Source organism: Rhodoplanes azumiensis (assembly GCF_042682915.1).
Lineage (GTDB): Bacteria > Pseudomonadota > Alphaproteobacteria > Rhizobiales > Xanthobacteraceae > Rhodoplanes > Rhodoplanes azumiensis.
In genome coordinates, this window is record NZ_JBHUIW010000002.1 from 257,433 (window position 1) to 275,084 (window position 17,652).

A 17,652-nucleotide genomic window follows, 5' to 3' on the forward strand; every position below is an offset into this window, starting at 1 on the left:
CGCGAGAGCGGCGGAGGCGAGCGTGCGCGTCGAAGGCCGGTCCGCGCAGCGACGGCCATCGGATGCGGTAGAATTGATCACGAATAGCTCGCGAGGGTAGAATCTGGGTCTTCCGGTGCGAGGTTGGAGGAGGCGCGGTGGACATCAAGGATGTGAACGTCTGGGCCGTGATCGCCTATCTGCTGCCGGGGGTCGTGATGGTTCAGGCGCGGTCGATCGCCGCGCGGGCCTCTCTCTCTCCGCTGTCCAAGGACAATCTGGCCCTCTTCGTCGTCGTGACGGTCCTTTACGGGGTCGGAGCATGGGCCTTCGGCATCGCCCCGCAGACGCCCGACTCGGTCGCCAAGCTCGGCTCGTCGGCGGTCCTGAAGTACTCCGTCGTCGCGCCGATAGTCCTCGGATTCGGTTTCGGACTGCTCGAGCGCTACGGCGGCGTGCGGTGGATGCTGCAGCCCTTCGGCGTCAATGTCCCGCTGCCGTTCAAGAGCGTTTGGGTCGAGGTCTTCTCACGATTGAAGGAGGGTTCGTACGTGATCGTGGTCCTCAAGGACGGCACGATCTACAATGCACTGGTGACGGCCGATAGCCGGTTCAGTTCGGACCCACTGAATCTCGACCTTTATGTCGGGCAGACGTTCTCCCTCGATAATTGGGAGCCGTCGGAGCCGAGGCGCGGTGTCTACATTCGTGCGAGCGAGATCAGGTCGATCGAGGTCATCGAAAAACGATGACGAGAGGACATCGGAATGAACGAGAAAACAGAGAGACAGAAGCCGACGACCCGGATCAGCGGTATGGCGTTCGAGAATATCCGTCCGCTGGCCTCGATCAAGCCGGTCGATCCTTTCAAACGGCCGGTCTTCTCGAACCCGAGGCCGGTCGGCGAGAAGCCGAAACCGGCCGGCACGGCCGACCCGGGCAGCAACTCGTCCGACGACAAGCGCTGACGCGACCCGCCCCCGCGACCCGACGGAGTGCGGCGGACGCGCCGCCCCTCAGCTCGCCTCGGCCAGCAGCGACAGCTGCGACTTGCCGTTCGTCTCGGCCGCGAGGTCGGTCAGCGGGGTCGGGTACTCGCCCGTGAAGCAGTGGTCGGTGAACTGGGGCCGCGCCGGGTCGCGGCGCTCCTCGCCGACGGCCCGGTAGATGCCGTCGACCGACAGGAAGGCGAGGCTGTCGGCGCCGATATACTGGCGCATCTCCTCGATCGAGTGGGTGGCGGCCAGGAGCTTGTCGCGCTCCGGCGTGTCGATGCCGTAGTAGTCGGGGTGCGTGATCGGCGGCGAGGCGATGCGGAAATGCACTTCCGTGGCGCCGGCCTCGCGCATCATCTGGACGATCTTCACGGAGGTCGTCCCGCGCACCAGCGAGTCGTCGATCAGTACGATGCGCTTGCCGGCCACCACGGCGCGGTTGGCGTTGTGCTTCAAGCGGACGCCGAGCTCGCGCACCGACTGGGTCGGCTGGATGAAGGTGCGGCCGACATAGTGGTTGCGGATGATGCCGAGCTCGTAGGGCACGCCGGCCGCCTGGGCGTAGCCGATCGCCGCCGGCACGCCCGAGTCGGGCACCGGCACGACGACGTCGGCCGGGGCGGCCGCCTCGCGGGCCAGCTCGGCGCCCATGTTCTTGCGGACCTCGTAGACGCTGCGACCGCCGACGATCGAGTCCGGGCGCGAGAAGTAGATGTACTCGAAGATGCAGGGGCGCGGCGCGACCGGCGGGAACGGCTTGTAGCTGTGGGCGCCGGTCTCGTCGAAGACGAAGACCTCGCCGTTCTCGATGTCGCGGACATACTTGGCGCCGATGATGTCGAGCGCGCAGGTCTCCGAGGTGACGATCGGGCAGCCGTCCAGCTCGCCCAGCACCAGCGGCCGGATGCCGAGCGGGTCGCGGGCGGCGATCAGCTTCTTGTTGGTCATGGCGACGAGCGAGTAGGAGCCCTCGAGCTCGCGCAGCGCCTCGACGAGCTTGTCCACGAAGCGGTTGCGGCGCGAGCGGGCGACGAGATGCAGGATCACCTCGGTGTCGCTGGTCGAGTGCATCATGGCGCCTTCGCCGACCAGGCGGCGGCGGAGCGTCAGGCCGTTGGTCAGGTTACCGTTGTGGCCGACCGCGAAGCCGCCCGACTCCAGCTCGGCGAAGAACGGCTGGACGTTGCGCAGGATGGTGCCGCCGGTCGTCGAGTAGCGCACGTGACCGACGGCGAGATGGCCGGGAAGCTGCTCGATGACGTGGCGCTTGGAGAACGTGTCCTCGACCAGGCCGAGGCGGCGCTCCGAATGGAAGCGGCTGCCGTCGAACGAGACGATGCCGGCCGCCTCCTCGCCGCGGTGCTGCAGGGCGTGCAGGCCGAGCGCCGTGATGGCGGCGGCGTCGCGATGCCCGTAGATGCCGAACACGCCGCATTCTTCGCGCATGCGGTCGCCGTCGAGCGCCGGGTCGAAAGAGGTTAGGGCGGCGCGCTCGGTCGAAACGGTCATGGACGGATCCTCGGGCCTTCGGTGCGGGCCGGCCGGGCCCGCGAGAGTGGCCGGCGGCGCCGACCATGAAAAACAGAACATCGACCGCTCCGTCGATCCTGCTTTCGCAGGGGACGGACCGGCCGACGCATCGGTCGCGGCCGTTTTCGGGCGCGCGTCTGGCTACGCGGTCACACCACGGTCCCGGACCGGCCGTTCGGGCCGGCGAGCTCCGCCCGGGGACTGCGCTCGGTCGGGACATGATCGGAGCGCTGCTCGGGCGGCGGCTCGGCATCCTCGTCGGCGGGCCGCTTCTTGAACCGCTTCAAGATGGTGTTCTCGGGGTCTTCCGGCAACAGCGACATCAGCCATTGTCCGGTGCCCTGCAGCACGACCCGCGACCGGGCGTTGCGCACCGCCTCCGGCTGCGACTTCGCCGGGACGAGCCAGTCGAAGAAGATGAAGGCGACGACGACGATCAGGAGGCCGCGGCCGAGGCCGAACAGGAAGCCGAGCGTGCGGTCGAGCGCCCCGATGCGGCTGTCGAGGATGCGGTCGGAGATGCGCACCGTCAGGGCCGAGACGATGATCAGGGTGAGCAGGAAGACGCCCCCCGCCGTCGCGCCCATCGCCACATAGTCGTTGTTGAAATACTGCTTCGCCCAGGGCAGCAGCTTGGGAAATGCGTAGAGCGTCGCCACCGCGGCGCATCCCCACGAGGCGATCGACAGCACCTCGCGCATGAAGCCGCGCACCATGGCGAGCAGCCCCGAGACCAGCATCACGACGATCAGGAAGATGTCCAGGTACATCTGAGGCGGGCTCGCTCGCGGGCGCGTTCCAGAGATCCGCCGGAGCCGCTGCCGGCCGGCGGTGCGGCCCGTGTATAGAGCATTTTTCGCGGCTCTGGGAACCGGCCGGGCCAGAAATCCACGGTCGCCGGGCACGGTTGCGCCGGACCTGTGGCGGGACGGTCATGCTGGTGCGGCGGCTAACGCTCCGCCGGCGCCGGCCGGCCCTCCCGCCGCGGGGCGGGCCGGTTCGGGACGATTCGCGCCACCAGGTCGGAAAGGCTCGCGACCGGGGCGAGGGCGAGGCCGTCGCGCTCGGCCCCGCGGGTGGCGTCGGGCACCACGGCGCGGGCGAAGCCGAGCTTCCGGGCCTCCTTCAGCCGGGCCGGGGCGTGCGACACCGGGCGCACGGCGCCCGACAGCGAGACCTCGCCGAAATGCACGGCGTCCGACGGCAGCGGCGTCTTGGCGAGCGACGAGACCAGGGCGGCGGCGGCAGCCAGGTCCGCGGCCGGCTCGGCGATGCGCAAGCCCCCGGCGACGTTGAGATAGACGTCGTAGCCGCCGAGCTTCACGCCGCAATGGGCCTCCAGCACCGCGAGCACCATGGCGAGCCGGCTCGGATCCCAGCCGACCACGGCGCGGCGCGGCGTGCCGAGCGAGGTCGGCGCGACGAGCGCCTGGATCTCGACCAGCAGCGGCCGCGTCCCCTCCATGCCGGCGAACACGGCCGTGCCCGGCGCGCCGAGGTCGCGCTCGGACAGGAACAGGGCCGACGGGTTCGACACCTCGGAGAGGCCGCCGCCCGTCATCTCGAACACGCCGATCTCGTCGGTCGGGCCGAAGCGGTTCTTCACGGCCCTCAGAATCCGGAAATGGTGGCCGCCTTCGCCTTCGAAGGAGAGGACCGCGTCGACCATGTGCTCGACCACGCGCGGCCCCGCGATCTGGCCGTCCTTGGTGACGTGGCCGACGAGAATCACGGCGGCGCCCGCCCGTTTGGCGAAGCGGATCAGGAGCTGGGCGGAGGCGCGCACCTGCGTCACGGTGCCGGGCGAGGACTCGACCATGTCGGTCCACATGGTCTGGATCGAGTCGATCACGACGAGCCGAGGAACCTTGCCCTGCGAGAGGGTTGCGATGATGTCCTCGACCGAAGTCTCGGCCGCGAGCTCGACCGGAATCCGGGTCAGCCCGAGCCGCTCGGCGCGCAGCCGCACCTGGGCGATCGACTCCTCGCCGGTGATGTAGACGGCCCGGTGGCCGGCCGCGGCGAGCGCCGCGGCGATCTGGATCAGCAGCGTCGATTTGCCGATCCCGGGATCGCCGCCGACCAGCAGCACCGAGCCGGGGACGAGGCCGCCGCCCGCCACCCGGTCGAACTCGCCGTTCTTGGAGGCGATGCGGGGCGCCTCCTTCTGCTCGCCGGCGAGCGGGGCGAGCGCGAACGGCTTGCCCTTGCGCGGCGGCCGGCCGGGACCGGAGAACACCCGCTCGGCGGCGGCATTCTCCTCCGATATGGTGTTCCACTCGCCGCAGGCGTCGCACTTGCCCTGCCAGCGATTGTAGGCGGCGCCACAGGTCTGGCAGACGAACTTTTGGGTCTTCTTGGCCATGCCCGATACGGGCGCGAGCGCCGCCCCGAAGTCAACGATTCGGCCGCGCCCCTCGCAAGTCCCGGCAATCGTGTTATATGAGGCCTGCTGCAATATCGCAGTGAGGAGCCAGATGACTGCTGTTTTGCAGCCGAACCAACCAGCGCCGGCTCTCCTGGCGGACGACCGACACGGCCTCGCTCTGAAGGGCTTCTTCGCGATCGTCGACCGCTGGGGCGCCGACAACCGCGTCGCGCGAAAAATCCTCGGCAATCCGGCGGAGCGGACCTTCTACGACTGGAAGCGCGGCCGGGTCGGTCGGCTGCCGGACGACACGCTGCGGCGGATCGGCTACGTGGCCGGCATCTGGAAGGCGCTGCAGATCGTCTATGCGGACCCGGCGCTCGCCGATTCGTGGCCGAGCCGGCCGAACGCCGCGTTCGGCGGCCAGACGCCGCTCGCCCGGATGGCGGCCGGCGACGTCACGGATCTCGCCGCCGTGCGGGCCTATCTCGATGCCGCCCGTGCCCCCTGGTCCTGACCCCGCCGTCCCGACCCGGCTGGTCGAGTGGCCGCAGGCGTGGCGCATCATCGCCTCGCGCTACCCGCCGATCGACCTGTTCGAGCGATTGACCCCCGATCCCGCCGTCTGGGACGTGTTGGCCGCGCTGGAGCAGGCGACCAACCCGCGTGTACGCGACGCCGTCGGCGAGATCGCGCTCGTCCCGCCGGAGCGCCGGGTGAGCGGGCCGAGCGCCTCCTTCGTCATGGCGGCCTTCACGCATCTCAATCCGAAGGGCTCGCGCTTCTCGGACGGGAGCTTCGGCGTCTATTACGCGGCGGCGTCGCTCGACACGGCGATCGCCGAGACGGTCCACCACGTCGGCCGCTTCGCCGCCGACGCCGGCGATCCCCGCCGCCGCGAGGACATGCGGGTGTTGGTCGGTGCGGTCCGCCATCGCTTGGACGACGTCGCGGCGTTGCCGGTGCCGACCCGGGCCGGGCTGCTCGACCCGGACTCCTACGCCGTGAGCCAAGCCTTCGGCGGCACGCGCCGGGCGGCCGGCAGCGACGGGCTCGTCTATCCGAGCGTGCGGCATCCGGGTGGCGAATGCCTCGCCGCGTTCTGGCCGGACGTCGTCGCCGTGCCGGTGCAGGAGCGCCATCTCCAATACGAATGGGACGGGCAACGGGTCTCGCGGTATTTCGACTATTCCCGCGACGCCTGGGTGCCGGTCCGCTGAGCGCCTATCTATGGGGAGCCCGCCGGTCTCGTCCGGCGGCACGGGGCATGCAGCGTGTGCGCGCATGCCGAAGCGGCCAGGAGATGGCCGTAGTGGACTGAAAGCCGATAGACATGTCGGATGTGATCGTTCTCGGGGCCGGGATCGCCGGGGTGGCGGCCGCCCTTCACCTGCAGCGGCGCGGCCGCTCCGTCGCGCTGGTCGACCGGCAGGCGCCGGGCCGCGAGACGAGCTACGGCAATGCCGGCATCATCCAGGGCGAGGCGGTCGAGCCTTATCCGATGCCGCGTGACCTCGCGGCGCTGCTCGGCGTGGCGCTCGGCCGGGGCAACGACGTGCGCTACGACCTCGCCGCGCTACCCGGCCACGTCGTGCCGCTGCTGCGCTACTGGTGGTACTCTGCACCGGTCCGGCACCGCACCCTCGCGATCGCCTGGGCGGGCCTGATCCGACACGCGACGGCCGAGCACCAGGATCTGATGACGGCGGCCGGCGTGCCGGACGATCTGGTCCGCCGCGACGGCTTTTTCGACATGCACCGGGCGGAGACGAAGCTGGATGCCGAGACCCGCCGGGCGGAGCGGCTGCAGCGCGAGTTCGGCGTCGCGTTCCGCCGCCTGACGCCGGCCGAATTGCGCGCCGCCGAGCCGGCCCTGAAGACCGGCGGCGCCGGGGCGATCCACTGGCGCGACTCGTGGTCTGTGCGCGATCCGGGCGCGCTGGTCGCCGCTTATGCCGACCTGTTCCGCCGCTCGGGCGGGACGTTCGTCCACGGCGATGCCGACACGCTCGCGGCGCTGCCGTCCGGCGGGTTCCGGGTGCAGACCGCCGACGGGCCGCTGGAGGCGGCCGCCGTCGTCGTCTCGCTCGGCCCGTGGTCGGCCGCGCTGCTGCGCCGCTTCGGCCAAAAGATCCCGATGGTGCGCAAGCGCGGCTATCACCGGCACTATCGGGTCGGGACGGAGCTGTCCCGGCCGCTGCGCGACGCCGCCTTCGGCTATGTGGCCGCGCCCATGACGGTCGGCCTGCGGCTCACCACCGGGGCCGAGTTCGCCGGGGTCGACGCGCCGGCCACGCCCGTGCAGCTCGTCCGCGCCGAGGCGGCCGCCCGTGACCTCGTCGATCTCGGCGCGCCGGTCGAGAACGCGCCTTGGCTCGGCACCCGCCCGTGCCTGCCCGACATGCTGCCGCTGATCGGCGAGGCGCCCGGGCACAACGGCCTGTGGCTCCATTTCGGCCACGGCCACCAAGGTTTCACCCTCGGCCCCGCCACCGGACGATTGCTCGCCGAGATGATGACGGGCGAGGCGACGCTGGTCGACCCGGCGCCGTTCACGCCGACCCGGTGGTGGCGGTGAAGAACGCGGCTCAGCTCCGCCAGCTGCGGTGGTAGCGGCGGCCGAGGCTGGTGAGAACCTCGTAGGAGATCTGGCCGCCGAACGGCGCGGCGGCGTCGACCGGGAACTCCTCGCCGAGCAGTGTCACCCAGTCGCCGCGCCGCGGCGACACCTCGGGCAGCGCCGTGACGTCGATGGCGAGCAGATCCATCGAGATACGGCCGACGATCGGGCAGCGTTTCCCGACCACCACGGCGACCGGCTGAGCCTGTCCCAACGCCGCGCCGGCGCGCAAGAATCCGTCGCCGTAGCCGACCGCCGCGATGGCGATGCGGGATTCACGCGGGGCCGTCCAGGCGGCGCCGTAGCCGACCGTCTCGCCGCGCCGGACCTTTCGCACCTGGACGACGCGCGCCTCGAGCCGGACCACCGGGCGCATCGGGTTCTCCGATCCGGGGATCGGGTTGCCGCCGTAGAGGGCGATGCCGGGCCGCACCACCTCGCAATGGGTCGAGGGCCCGAGGAACAGGCCGGAGGAGTTGGCGAGCGAGGCGTCGACGCCGCGGAACAGCATGCGGACCTCGCGGAACGCTTGGATCTGGCGCTCGTTCAGCGGATGCGCGGGCTCGTCGGCGCAGGCGAGATGGCTCATGATCAACGCGATGCCGTGGTCGGGCGAATCGAGCCGCGGCGCGAGCGCGGCGGCGTCCTCGAGCGACAGGCCGAGCCGGTTCATGCCGGTGTCGACATGCAGAGCGGCGCCGCCCGTCCAGGCGTTGACGCGGCAGAACGCGTCCCATTCGACCAGCTCCGCCATGCTGCCGATCACGGGCCGCACGCGGGCGTCCGCGAAGGCGGCGGAGCCGGCCGGCGGAATGCCGTTGAGCACGTAGATCACGGCGTCCGGCACGGCGCGGCGCAGCGTGCGCGCCTCGGCCAGATGCGCGACGAAGAAGGTCTTGCAGCCCGCCCGCGCCAACGCGCCGGCCACCTCGGCGAGGCCGCAGCCATAGGCGTCCGCCTTCACCACGGCGGCGCAGTCGGCCGGCGTGACGCGGCGCGCGAGATCACGCCAGTTGGCGACGAGGGCGGCAAGGTCGATGGTGAGCACGCCGCCCGTCTCCATCACGGGCGGGCCGGCCTCGGCCACCGGGACGCTCCTCGGGGCTTCGGCGGACGATCCGGAGGCGGAGGCCCGGGCGGCGGCGCCGGCCGCCGCCTGGATCTCGTCCGCGCGCGTCCTCTCCGGCACCGTCATGGCTTCCTCCGTTAAGCTCCGGCCACGGCGGCCGGAGGACCGCCACTAGACCCGTTCGCCGGAGAGGACAAGGGCGGCGGCGCTTGAGCGGTCGCCGGTGCTGCGGGATAATCGCACCGGCGGACCATGACGGGTGCAGGGGTGACATTCGGCGCTGCCGAGGAGGATCCCATGTGCATGCGATCGTCTCGCCTGTCCGGACTCCGGCTCGTCCCCGCACTCGCCGTGTCGGCGCTCGCCGCTCTCGCGCTCGCCGCGTGCGCGCCACCGGCCGAGCTGGACCGGCCGCCGGCGCCGCCCGCCGCCGCCGCCCGTGCGCTGCTGCCGCCCGGCCGCAGCGAGGCGGTCGCGCTTCCCGACGCGGTCGCGGCCGCAGCCGTCGACACCGCGACCGTGACGACGTCCGACGGCCGCCTGACCGCGGCACGCTTCGCCACGCCGGAGGCCGCGCGGCACGGGTTCGGCGCGCTCGCCGACGCAGTCGATCGCCGCGCCGGCCCGACGTCGCGCAGCCGGGTCGCGGTCGGTGCGCTCCACTACATGCGCTATGCCGGCCCTGGTCTCGCCGGGCTCGTCTGGGCGAGCGGGCCGTGGCTGTTCGCCGCAGAGGCGGCGAGCCCCGAGCAGCTCGCCGGCCTGATCGCTGCCTCCCGGGTCGGCGGGATCGAGGACACCGGCGCGGCGACCTGGGTGCTGATCGCGTCGCTCGCCGGCGTCGCGGTCCTGCTGCTCCTGATCGGCCTGCTCGTCCGCCGCATCCTGCGCAGCGCCGTGGTCGCACCGGCCCCCGGCGTCGTGCCGGTGCCGCGCGACGCGCTTCTGGCGCGCCTGAAGGCGCTCGACGATCCGTCGCGTCCATGGCAGGTACGCAGCGCTCCCGACGCCGACCTCGTCGTCGAGTGGAAGTACGCCGACGCCGCATGGTGGGGCGTGATGGCCGAGCAGGGCGTTCGCGAGACCTACCGGTTACGGCTCTATCTCGACGAGGCCCGCCACCGCGTCGGCGCGCGCGACGAGGTCGCGGCGGTCGAGTGGTCGGCCGGCATGCTGCCGACGCCACGCTTCACGGTCGAGCGGCAAGGATTTCGCGGGGTCCAGCTCGCGAGGAAGAAGCGGGAGGTGGCGTATGGATTCGACACCCCGACCGGCGGCGGCTTCGGCAAGAAGCTCGATGTCCGCTTCGATCTCGACACCCTGAAGGCGCCGGTGGTCGCCACCGTGACCCAGGCCGGCTGGAGCTACGTGCCGGTCCTGCGGCCGTGGCGGTGACGCGGGGCGTCGGCTCGCGCCTCAATCCCCCATCCGCACCGGCAGCTTGTCCTCGTCGGCGAGGTCGGCGAAGCGGGTGACCTCGGCCTTGAACTGGAGTTGCACCGTGCCGGTCGGGCCGTGGCGCTGCTTGCCGATGATCACCTCGGCCTTGCCGTGGACGGCGTCCATCTCGGTCTGCCACTTGAAGTGCTCTTCGGTGCCGGGCCGCGGCTCGCGGTTCTTCAGGTAGTACTCCTCGCGGAACACGAAGAGCACCACGTCGGCGTCCTGCTCGATCGAACCCGACTCGCGCAGGTCCGAGAGCTGCGGGCGCTTGTCGTCGCGGCTCTCGACCTGACGCGAGAGCTGCGAGAGCGCGATGATCGGCACCGCCAGCTCCTTCGCCAGCGCCTTGAGGCCGGTGGTGATCTCGGTGATCTCCTGGACGCGGCCCTCGGAAGCGCGTTTGGAGGAGCCCGACAACAGCTGGATGTAGTCGATCACCAGGAGGTCGAGGCCGCGCTGGCGCTTGAGGCGGCGCGCCCGCGCCGCGAGCTGGGCGATCGAGATGCCGCCGGTCTCGTCGATGTAGAGCGGCACCTCCTCCATGACGCGGGCGGCTTCGGCGATGCGGTCGAACTCGTGCGCCTCGATCTCGCCGCGCCGGATCTTGTAGGAGGGGATCTCGGTCTGCTCGGCGATGATGCGGGTGGCGAGCTGCTCGCACGACATTTCGAGCGAGAAGAAGCCGACGATGCCGCCGTTCACCGACTCGATGCGGCCGTCCGGTCGCACGCCGCCTTCCCAGGCCTTCGCCACGTTGTAGGCGATGTTGGTGGCGAGCGAGGTCTTGCCCATGCCGGGGCGGCCGGCCAGCACGATCAGGTCGGAGTGCTGCAGCCCGCCCATCATGCGGTCGAGATCCTTGAGGCCCGTGGCGATGCCGGACAGCGAGCCGTCGCGCTGATAGGCCTGGGCGGCCATGTCGACGGCCGCCGTCAGGGCCTGGGCGAAGCGCTGGAAGCCGCCGTCGTAGCGGCCCGATTCGGCGAGCTCGAACAGGCTCTTCTCGGCCGCCTCGATCTGGTCGCGCGGGCTCGAATCGACCGGCGAATCGTAGGCCTCGTTGACCAGATCCTCGCCGATGCCGATGAGCGCGCGCCGCAGCGCCAGGTCGTAGATGGTGCGGCCGTAGTCCATGGCGTTGATGACGGTCGTCGCCTCGGCGGCGAGCCGCGCCAGGTACTGGCTGCCGGTCAGCCCGGCGACATCGAGATCGGCCGGCAGGAAGGTCTTGAGCGTCACCGGGGTCGCGGTCTTGCCGGCCCGGATGAGGCTCGTCGCCAGCTCGAAGATCGTCTGGTGGATCGGCTCGAAGAAATGCGCGGGCTCCAGGAAGTCCGAGACCCGGTAGAACGCCTCGTTGTTGACCAGGATGGCCCCCAACAGGGCCTGCTCGACCTCGATGTTGTGCGGCGCCGTGCGGAACGCCGGGGCGGTAGCGGCAGGAAGCTTGCGGGCGACGGTCTCGAGGGCCATGGGTGTCGGCGATCTGCTTTTGCGGTCACGGTTCTTGTCGGCGGGCTCGGTCCGGGAGCGGACGCAGGCCCGGTGACGCCGTGCGGCGTCGGTTGCACGCAAGCTCGCCAGGATACGCGGCACCAAGCTCGGGAGGCGCGGGGATAGCGCAGGCAGCGCTCGGGCGCGAGCCCCCGGAGCGGGGCACGGCCGACTCGTCCCCGCAGATCACCGCCGAAAAAAATGACCGCACCGTGTTGGTGCGATCCTGCTTGACTGTTGCGGTTCGGAGGAGGCGGGGCGGGCGGGCGAAAGGCCTCGACGTCGGGGCTCCGGCGATGACGGCCGGGAACCAGAGCACGCAAGAGACGAGCGAGGGGGGAGGGGCGGCTCGCCCCCGGTCTCGGTGAGAACGTTTCCACCGCGGGGGCCGGACGGGAGGCCTAAAAAAAGGGCCGGCGGTGTGCGCCGGCCCCTTTGGGTTTCATCGTGCAGTGGTGCGATGAAACGACCCGATCAGTCGATGTTGCCCTTCGCCTGGTCGTGGCGATTCGGCGCCGAGAGGCTCGTGTAGCCGGTGGACTGGGAGCCCCAGCCCTGCGGGGCGGACGCGTAGGCGCCGTAGGCCTCGAACGGGACGACGGAGGCGGCGCCCCAGGCCTGGCCGGACGCGTAGACGTCGCGCGGCGCCTGGGTCTGCTGGCGCGGCGCGGCGAGCGCGCCCGTGACGGTCGCGAGGGTCACGGCGGCCGCGATGGCGAGGCGGGCGGGGGTGCGGACGATGGTCGACATGGTTGTTGTTCTCCGAAAGATCGGCGGCGCAGACGGATAAGGTCGCCACCGGGGAGGGTAGGTGTTGTCCGTCGCCGGCTGATGTGCGGTGCAGAACCCGGCTTCGCCAATCAACAAAAGGTGTCGGCGCACGATCTTGAACGTCGTCGGTGCGGTCCTAACGGAAACACCAAAGATGGCGAAGCGTATTCGTCGCGGGGCTGAAGTTGTCGAAAAGTCGGCGTGACGGAGGCGTGCGCTTGCTGCGATGCAAATACGTGCGTGCGCAGGCGCAACGCTGCCCCGAAATCGATCGCGCCGGCGGCCGTGATCTCGGCGACCCGGTGACGCAGCCGCGCGAGAGCGCCGGGACGGGATCCCGGGCGAGGGGACGATTCCGAGGGTGGGTGGGGGGGGATGATCGCGATCGGCGGCCGGAGGCAGCGGTCCGCGATGCCCGGCCCGCCGCCCTGGAGTCGACCGCCCGGATCGGACGGCGTGCGTCACGCCTCGAAGCGGGTGACGATGTCCTTCAGGGCCGGGCGCGGCCGGTCCTCGGGCGTGCCGTCGAAGCGGCCGATATGGACGAAACCGATGAACCTCTCGTGGTCGTCGAGCCCGAAGGCGCGCGCCACCTGGGCGTCGTAGGCGTACCACTCGGTCAGCCAGCATGCCGCGTAGCCGAGCGCATGCGCGGCGAGCAGCAGGTTCTGGGCGGCGGCGGCGGCGGAGAGCTGCTGCTCGACGGCCGGGATCTTGGCGCTCTCGACCGGGCTCGACACCACGGCGACGACCAGGGGCGCGCGGGCGAGCCGGTTGGTCTCGAAGTAGATCTGGTCACCGGAGGCGTCCGGGTACTTGGCCGCGTAGGCCGAGGCGATCGCGGCGCCGGCCTCCTCGCGGTGGTCGCCCTCGAACACGATGAAGCGCCACGGGACGAGCTTGCCGTGGTCGGGAACCCGCGCCGCGATGGTCAGCATCGTGTCGAGATCCTCGGCGCTCGGCGGCGGGCCCTGGAGCTGGTCGGGCTTGACGGAGCGGCGGGTTTTCAGGAGCGCGAGGGCGTCGAGCATGGTGGAAAATCTCCCCGTGGCGCGGCAATCGGAACGGTCGTCCGGCTAGCACACGCAGCAAACGGGATAAAGGCCGCGCGACCCGACCGCGGCATGAAATTGCCTCAAAGTGACGCGTATCTGTCGCGATGATCAGGGCAGGGGGTGGCTCGATCCGAGTCTCGACCGGAATTGCGCGCGTCGCCAGGAGCGGCGTGGGCGCGCCGACGCTCGTCGTCGCGGCGGTGGTGAGCTCTCTCGTGCTGCTCGGGACGTCGCCGGCCGCCGCCCAGAACCGGCCCGAGCAGGCGATCGTCGGCGCCATGCAGCGGTTCGTCAACTCGCTGCCGTTCGGCGGGCTGATCGCGCCCTCACCGAGCCAGAAACCGCTCCCTCCGGGCCCCGGGATGGTGCCGCGACCGAGCCGGGACGTGCCGACCTCCGCGACCGGCCCGCAGCTCCAGTCGCTCGCGCCACTGCCCGCCGGACCGTCCACGCCGATGCCGCTCGGCCCCGGTCCCGATATCGCGGTGCCACCGTCGGCCGCCAGCATCTCGCCGGCCGTCCCCAAGGACGTCCCGCTGACGCTCGCCGCCCGCTACGGCCGCGAGAGTGCCGCCGTCAACGGCGGCCTCGTGTGGCGTGTCTATCCGGTGCGGCCGGACATCGCCGGCTCGTTCCGTCCGGTGCGCGAGGACCGCACCCCGACCCCGACGCTGGCGTTGCCGCCGGGCGACTACGTGGTGCACGCCGCCTTCGGGCTCGCCAGCGCCGCCAAGACCGTGTCGCTGCGCAACGAGCCGGTGCGCGAGGTGTTCGATCTGCCGGCCGGCGGGCTGCGTATCGAAGGCCGGGTCGGCGACGTGCGCATCCCGCACGGGCAGATCGCCTTCGACATCTTCCGCGGCAGCCAGTTCGAGGAAGGCGAGAAGCGCCAGATCGCCGCCGGCGTCGCCACCGGCGACGTCGTCATCGTGCCCGAGGGCACCTATCACATCGTCTCCAACTACGGCGACTCGAACGCCGTGGTGCGCTCCGACATCAAGGTGCAGCCCGGCAAGCTCACCGACGTCACGGTGACGCACCGGGCCGCCGTGATCACGCTCAAGCTGGTCGGCGAGCGCGGCGGCGAGGCGCTCGCCAACACGAGCTGGACCGTGCTGACGCCGGGCGGCGACGTCGTCAAGGAGACGATCGGCGCCTTCCCGCGCGTCGTGCTGGCCGAGGGCGAGTATCGCGCCATCGCCCGCAACGACGGCCGCACCTCCGAGCGCGAGTTCAAGGTGATCACCGGCGTCGACGGCGAGATCGAGCTCTTGGCGCGACGCTGACCGCGACCCCGCGCCCGACGGCGGCACACCGGTCCGCTGCCGGAAGCCATCGCAGCCGTCCTTCGATCTCGCGGATTTGTCGCGACAATCGACGGGCGTCGCGCCATCCTGACGGGCGAGATTGCGAATCACGTCTTTCCGGCCTTCGGGCCGTGTCCGGGATTGCACATGCCACATCAGGCCATGCCACATCGGGCCATGCCGTATCGGTTTGCGTCGTATCTGTTCCCGTCGCATCCGCTCACGTCGTGTCGTCGCGTCCTCGCCGTGCTCGTCGCCGTCCTCTCCGTCTGCATGGTGCCGATCGTCTTATCCGTCGCCGCGTCGGCCCAGAGCCCGGGCGCGCGCCCTGGCACGGTCACGCCGGCCGATCCGGAGCGTGGCGCCGCGATCGCGAAGCGCTGGTGCGCGACCTGTCACGTCACCTCGGAGGATCAGACCCAGGCGAGCGACGAGGCGACGCCGTTCCCGGCGCTGGCGCGGCGCAACGCCTTCGACGCGGCGGCGCTCGCGCTGTTCCTGCTCGATCCGCATCCGCGGATGCCCGACATGAATCTCACCCGCGCGGAGGCGAACGACCTCGCCGCCTATGTCCGCAGCTTGGCGCCGAAGTGATCATTTCGGGCGGGCGCCGGCGGGGCGTCGCGTTCGGCTGTCGTCACTTGTGGAAGTACAGGATTCCGGACAGCACCAGCCCGAGGACGAGCAGCGATCCGCCGATCGCCGCCTTGGCGCGGTCGGAGACGATCGGGACGTCGAGGGTCGGCGGCTTCTTGCGTTCCGCGGCGACCAGCAGCGACGCGCCGCCGAGCATCATCCCGGCGAACACCATGTAGAGCGACGGCACCGTCATGGCCCGGCCCTCAACGCGCCGGGGCCGCCGGGACGGCCGGGGCGGCCGGCGTGGCCTGAGGCGCCGGCGCGCGCCGTGGGGCGGCTCCGTTCTGCGCCGGCGGCGTCGATCCGGGCATGCAGCTGATCGAGCCGATATTGGCCGGCCCGTACTGCACGTAGCCGGACTGGGTCGGGGCCGAGTGCGGCACGTTGATCGGCAGGTAGACGTAGCAGACCGTGCCGTCGCCGGGATCGCGCCAGCGCTGGATCACGGTGTCGGCGAGCGGGCCGGCGAACTGCCGCTCCAGCTGCATGCGCGGCATCTTGGCCCATTCGACCGGCTGGGCGGCGGTGGGGCCCGCGAGCAGCAGGCCGGATGCGGCGAGGCGTGCGGCGCGCACGCGACGCACGGATCGCTTCGGGACGGGAACTTGCACGTCTGGCACGGAACCTCGGGGGTGATCTCGACAGCGTCGGTCGCACGTTACCGAAAGGCGCGCCTCGCGCAACCGCGCGCCGCGCCGCGCGACACGGCTCAGTTCAGCGTGAAGGATGCGCCGGCGACGACGCCGTAGTCGCTCACGTCGGGCGCGCCCGAGAAGGCGGCGTTGACACGCCAGCGGTCGCTGACCGCATAGCCGAGGCCGACCGCCAATCCCGACTGGCCCTTGTAGGTGCCGAAGGCCGCGGCGAGCGAGGCCTTGCCGGGCCGCGGGTCGTATTGCAGGCCGGTCGCGGCGAGCGCCAGCGCCGTGCCGGCGCGCGCCTCGCGCTGGTTGTCGGTGATCTGCGTCTGCAGGCCGCCGATCTGCGACTGGAGGCCGGTCGCGACGCTCGCCAGCTGGCTCATGTTGACCGCATCGGTGGGGGCTATGCCCGCCGCCACGTTGGTGAGCCGTCGCTCGTTGCCGGCGGAGCCGAACGACACGGTGCCGGGCGCGCTCGCGACCGATCCGGAGCCGATCGCCACACTGTCGGCCGCGGTGACGACGGCCCCGTTGCCGATCGCGACACCGTTCGCGACCGTCGCCGACGCATTCGGACCGAGCGCGGTGCTGTTCGCCCCGGTCGCGATCGCGCCGTCGCCGAAGGCGGCGCCGCCGTTGCCGGCCGACGCGCCGGCGCCGACCGCGACCGAGCCGGTGGCGACCGCGCCGGTGCCGATCGCGATGGCGTTGACGCCGGTCGCCTGCGCCCCGGTGCCCTGCGCGAGCGCGTTGGTGGCGGTCGCTTGCGCGTTGGTGCCCTGGGCGATCGCATTGGTGCCGGTCGCCTGTGCGCCGGTGCCGACCGCCACCGCGTTCGTGGCTTGCGCCAGCGCGCCGGTGCCTTGCGCGATCGCGCTGGTGGCGCCGGCGATCGCGCCGTTGCCGAGCGCGACCGCGCTCGCGCCTTGCGCCTGCGCGTTGGCGCCGAGCGCCGTCGCGTAGGTCTGTCCCGCCGCGCCCGTGCCGGCGAGCGCGCCGGCACCGATCGCCGTCGTGCCTTCGTTGGAGAAGATTCCGCCGGCATCGGCGAGCGCGCCGAATGCGCTGGCGATACGGCCCGTGGCCGAGGCCGTGTCGCCGACCGCGAAGCTGCTGTTGCCGATCGCCCGCGCGCCGCTGCCGATCGCGCCACTGTCGGTTCCGATCACGGTGGCACCGAAGCCGAGGGCCATGGACGCATTGCCGTTCGCCGCGCTGCTGCCGCCGATCGCGATGGCGCCGGTGCCGTTCGTGACGGCCGGGTTCGCCCCGACCTTGTCGCCGCCACCGATCGCGATGCTGTAGTCGCCGCCACTGGTGGCCGCGCTGAACGGCGCCGTGTAGGGAGCCGCTCCGATCGCGGTGCTGTAGGCGCCCGCGCCGCCCAGCGAGTTGGCCAAGGTTCCGATGGAAACGATGCCGGGTGTGGTGCCGTTGTTCTGGCCCGTCACGGCGCCGAGCGAGGTTCCGTAATCGCCCGTGGCCGTCGCGTTCGCGCCGATCGCCGTCGTGGCGATTCCGGCGGCCTCCGCAGCCTGTCCGCAGGCCGTCGCTCCGAGGCCCGTCGCCGTCGCCCCGTTCGGGCCGGCCGGGCCTCCGCTGGCGCTGATGTCGCACACGGCCTGGGCCGGAGCCGGGTTCGGTGTCGCCATCAGCCCGGCCAATGCACACAGCCCGGCCCCGCTCGCCAGCACCATCGCACGACGGCTTCGGCCAGAGATCATCATCATCACGTCTCTCC

18 protein-coding genes are annotated in these 17,652 nt (G+C 71.5%); 8 read left to right on the forward strand and 10 right to left on the reverse strand.

Annotation, left to right across the window (positions count from 1 at the left end):
• Positions 1 to 137: 137 nt before the first annotated feature.
• Both ACFSOX_RS03000 and ACFSOX_RS03005 read left to right on the forward strand, forming a co-directional pair.
• Positions 138 to 731, forward strand: coding sequence for a DUF6338 family protein (locus ACFSOX_RS03000; protein ID WP_378476303.1), 594 nt, complete (start codon positions 138 to 140; stop codon positions 729 to 731).
• A gap of 15 nt (positions 732 to 746) precedes the next feature.
• Entirely contained in the window at positions 747 to 947 is a 201-nt protein-coding gene (locus ACFSOX_RS03005; protein WP_378476304.1) for a hypothetical protein, read from the forward strand.
• 48 nt (positions 948 to 995) lie between these two features.
• Here ACFSOX_RS03005 and purF read toward each other — a convergent pair whose 3' ends face one another.
• The 3 genes from purF to radA all read right to left on the reverse strand — a co-directional run bounded on the left by purF (position 996) and on the right by radA (position 4,869).
• Entirely contained in the window at positions 996 to 2,483 is a 1,488-nt protein-coding gene (purF, locus tag ACFSOX_RS03010) for an amidophosphoribosyltransferase (RefSeq protein WP_378476305.1), read from the reverse strand.
• A gap of 170 nt (positions 2,484 to 2,653) precedes the next feature.
• Entirely contained in the window at positions 2,654 to 3,274 is a 621-nt protein-coding gene (locus ACFSOX_RS03015; RefSeq protein ID WP_378476306.1) for a CvpA family protein, read from the reverse strand.
• A gap of 179 nt (positions 3,275 to 3,453) precedes the next feature.
• Positions 3,454 to 4,869, reverse strand: a complete 1,416-nt coding sequence (gene radA, locus ACFSOX_RS03020; RefSeq protein ID WP_378476307.1) for a DNA repair protein RadA — start codon at positions 4,867 to 4,869, stop codon at positions 3,454 to 3,456.
• Positions 4,870 to 4,981: 112 nt separating this feature from the next.
• Between radA and ACFSOX_RS03025 the strand changes: the two genes are divergently transcribed.
• The 3 genes from ACFSOX_RS03025 to ACFSOX_RS03035 all read left to right on the forward strand — a co-directional run bounded on the left by ACFSOX_RS03025 (position 4,982) and on the right by ACFSOX_RS03035 (position 7,450).
• Positions 4,982 to 5,389, forward strand: a complete 408-nt coding sequence (locus ACFSOX_RS03025) for an antitoxin Xre/MbcA/ParS toxin-binding domain-containing protein (protein ID WP_378476308.1) — start codon at positions 4,982 to 4,984, stop codon at positions 5,387 to 5,389.
• Positions 5,373 to 6,092: an RES family NAD+ phosphorylase gene (locus ACFSOX_RS03030; protein ID WP_378476309.1), complete on the forward strand. Its 720-nt coding sequence runs from the start codon at positions 5,373 to 5,375 to the stop codon at positions 6,090 to 6,092. The genes ACFSOX_RS03025 and ACFSOX_RS03030 overlap by 17 nt, the downstream gene beginning before the upstream one ends.
• A gap of 113 nt (positions 6,093 to 6,205) precedes the next feature.
• Positions 6,206 to 7,450, forward strand: coding sequence for an NAD(P)/FAD-dependent oxidoreductase (locus ACFSOX_RS03035; protein WP_378476310.1), 1,245 nt, complete (start codon positions 6,206 to 6,208; stop codon positions 7,448 to 7,450).
• Between the two features lie 10 nt (positions 7,451 to 7,460).
• Here ACFSOX_RS03035 and alr read toward each other — a convergent pair whose 3' ends face one another.
• Positions 7,461 to 8,687 (reverse strand): alanine racemase, encoded by a 1,227-nt coding sequence (gene alr / locus ACFSOX_RS03040; RefSeq protein WP_378476311.1) that lies wholly within the window; start codon positions 8,685 to 8,687, stop codon positions 7,461 to 7,463.
• A 177-nt stretch (positions 8,688 to 8,864) separates the two neighbouring features.
• Here alr and ACFSOX_RS03045 point away from each other — a divergent pair, with 177 nt between their 5' ends.
• Positions 8,865 to 9,956, forward strand: coding sequence for a hypothetical protein (locus ACFSOX_RS03045; protein ID WP_378476312.1), 1,092 nt, complete (start codon positions 8,865 to 8,867; stop codon positions 9,954 to 9,956).
• 21 nt (positions 9,957 to 9,977) lie between these two features.
• Here the strand turns inward: ACFSOX_RS03045 and ACFSOX_RS03050 are convergent, their stop codons facing one another.
• From ACFSOX_RS03050 to ACFSOX_RS03060, 3 genes are all read right to left on the reverse strand, one after another.
• On the reverse strand, positions 9,978 to 11,477 hold the full coding sequence (locus ACFSOX_RS03050) for a replicative DNA helicase (protein WP_378476313.1): 1,500 nt from the start codon (positions 11,475 to 11,477) through the stop codon (positions 9,978 to 9,980).
• Positions 11,478 to 11,972: 495 nt separating this feature from the next.
• Positions 11,973 to 12,248: a hypothetical protein gene (locus ACFSOX_RS03055; RefSeq protein ID WP_378476314.1), complete on the reverse strand. Its 276-nt coding sequence runs from the start codon at positions 12,246 to 12,248 to the stop codon at positions 11,973 to 11,975.
• A gap of 482 nt (positions 12,249 to 12,730) precedes the next feature.
• Entirely contained in the window at positions 12,731 to 13,300 is a 570-nt protein-coding gene (locus ACFSOX_RS03060) for a nitroreductase family protein (protein ID WP_378476315.1), read from the reverse strand.
• 302 nt (positions 13,301 to 13,602) lie between these two features.
• Here ACFSOX_RS03060 and ACFSOX_RS03065 point away from each other — a divergent pair, with 302 nt between their 5' ends.
• Complete coding sequence (locus tag ACFSOX_RS03065) at positions 13,603 to 14,610, forward strand: cupin domain-containing protein (protein WP_378476425.1); 1,008 nt, start codon at positions 13,603 to 13,605, stop codon at positions 14,608 to 14,610.
• A gap of 168 nt (positions 14,611 to 14,778) precedes the next feature.
• Positions 14,779 to 15,225: a c-type cytochrome gene (locus tag ACFSOX_RS03070; RefSeq protein ID WP_378476316.1), complete on the forward strand. Its 447-nt coding sequence runs from the start codon at positions 14,779 to 14,781 to the stop codon at positions 15,223 to 15,225.
• A 43-nt stretch (positions 15,226 to 15,268) separates the two neighbouring features.
• Here the strand turns inward: ACFSOX_RS03070 and ACFSOX_RS03075 are convergent, their stop codons facing one another.
• The 3 genes from ACFSOX_RS03075 to ACFSOX_RS03085 all read right to left on the reverse strand — a co-directional run bounded on the left by ACFSOX_RS03075 (position 15,269) and on the right by ACFSOX_RS03085 (position 17,641).
• Positions 15,269 to 15,463, reverse strand: coding sequence for a hypothetical protein (locus ACFSOX_RS03075; RefSeq protein ID WP_378476317.1), 195 nt, complete (start codon positions 15,461 to 15,463; stop codon positions 15,269 to 15,271).
• A gap of 10 nt (positions 15,464 to 15,473) precedes the next feature.
• Entirely contained in the window at positions 15,474 to 15,854 is a 381-nt protein-coding gene (locus ACFSOX_RS03080) for a hypothetical protein (protein WP_378476318.1), read from the reverse strand.
• Between the two features lie 125 nt (positions 15,855 to 15,979).
• Positions 15,980 to 17,641 carry a YadA family autotransporter adhesin gene (locus ACFSOX_RS03085; RefSeq protein WP_378476319.1) on the reverse strand — a complete coding sequence of 554 codons (1,662 nt, stop codon included), beginning with the start codon at positions 17,639 to 17,641 and terminating at the stop codon, positions 15,980 to 15,982.
• Positions 17,642 to 17,652: the final 11 nt, after the last annotated feature.

What these genes read in the sequence shown, in the direction of transcription:
- ACFSOX_RS03035 (WP_378476310.1), top strand. Translation starts at nt 6,206, where the DNA reads ATGTCGGATGTGATCGTTCTCGGGGCCGGGATCGCCGGGGTGGCGGCC.
- ACFSOX_RS03005 (WP_378476304.1), top strand. Translation starts at nt 747, where the DNA reads ATGAACGAGAAAACAGAGAGACAGAAGCCGACGACCCGGATCAGCGGT.
- purF (WP_378476305.1), bottom strand. Translation starts at nt 2,483, where the DNA reads ATGACCGTTTCGACCGAGCGCGCCGCCCTAACCTCTTTCGACCCGGCG.
- alr (WP_378476311.1), bottom strand. Translation starts at nt 8,687, where the DNA reads ATGACGGTGCCGGAGAGGACGCGCGCGGACGAGATCCAGGCGGCGGCC.
- ACFSOX_RS03045 (WP_378476312.1), top strand. Translation starts at nt 8,865, where the DNA reads ATGCGATCGTCTCGCCTGTCCGGACTCCGGCTCGTCCCCGCACTCGCC.
- ACFSOX_RS03060 (WP_378476315.1), bottom strand. Translation starts at nt 13,300, where the DNA reads ATGCTCGACGCCCTCGCGCTCCTGAAAACCCGCCGCTCCGTCAAGCCC.
- ACFSOX_RS03015 (WP_378476306.1), bottom strand. Translation starts at nt 3,274, where the DNA reads ATGTACCTGGACATCTTCCTGATCGTCGTGATGCTGGTCTCGGGGCTG.
- ACFSOX_RS03055 (WP_378476314.1), bottom strand. Translation starts at nt 12,248, where the DNA reads ATGTCGACCATCGTCCGCACCCCCGCCCGCCTCGCCATCGCGGCCGCC.
- radA (WP_378476307.1), bottom strand. Translation starts at nt 4,869, where the DNA reads ATGGCCAAGAAGACCCAAAAGTTCGTCTGCCAGACCTGTGGCGCCGCC.
- ACFSOX_RS03050 (WP_378476313.1), bottom strand. Translation starts at nt 11,477, where the DNA reads ATGGCCCTCGAGACCGTCGCCCGCAAGCTTCCTGCCGCTACCGCCCCG.
- ACFSOX_RS03025 (WP_378476308.1), top strand. Translation starts at nt 4,982, where the DNA reads ATGACTGCTGTTTTGCAGCCGAACCAACCAGCGCCGGCTCTCCTGGCG.
- ACFSOX_RS03070 (WP_378476316.1), top strand. Translation starts at nt 14,779, where the DNA reads ATGCCACATCAGGCCATGCCACATCGGGCCATGCCGTATCGGTTTGCG.
- ACFSOX_RS03075 (WP_378476317.1), bottom strand. Translation starts at nt 15,463, where the DNA reads ATGACGGTGCCGTCGCTCTACATGGTGTTCGCCGGGATGATGCTCGGC.
- ACFSOX_RS03065 (WP_378476425.1), top strand. Translation starts at nt 13,603, where the DNA reads ATGCAGCGGTTCGTCAACTCGCTGCCGTTCGGCGGGCTGATCGCGCCC.
- ACFSOX_RS03085 (WP_378476319.1), bottom strand. Translation starts at nt 17,641, where the DNA reads ATGATGATGATCTCTGGCCGAAGCCGTCGTGCGATGGTGCTGGCGAGC.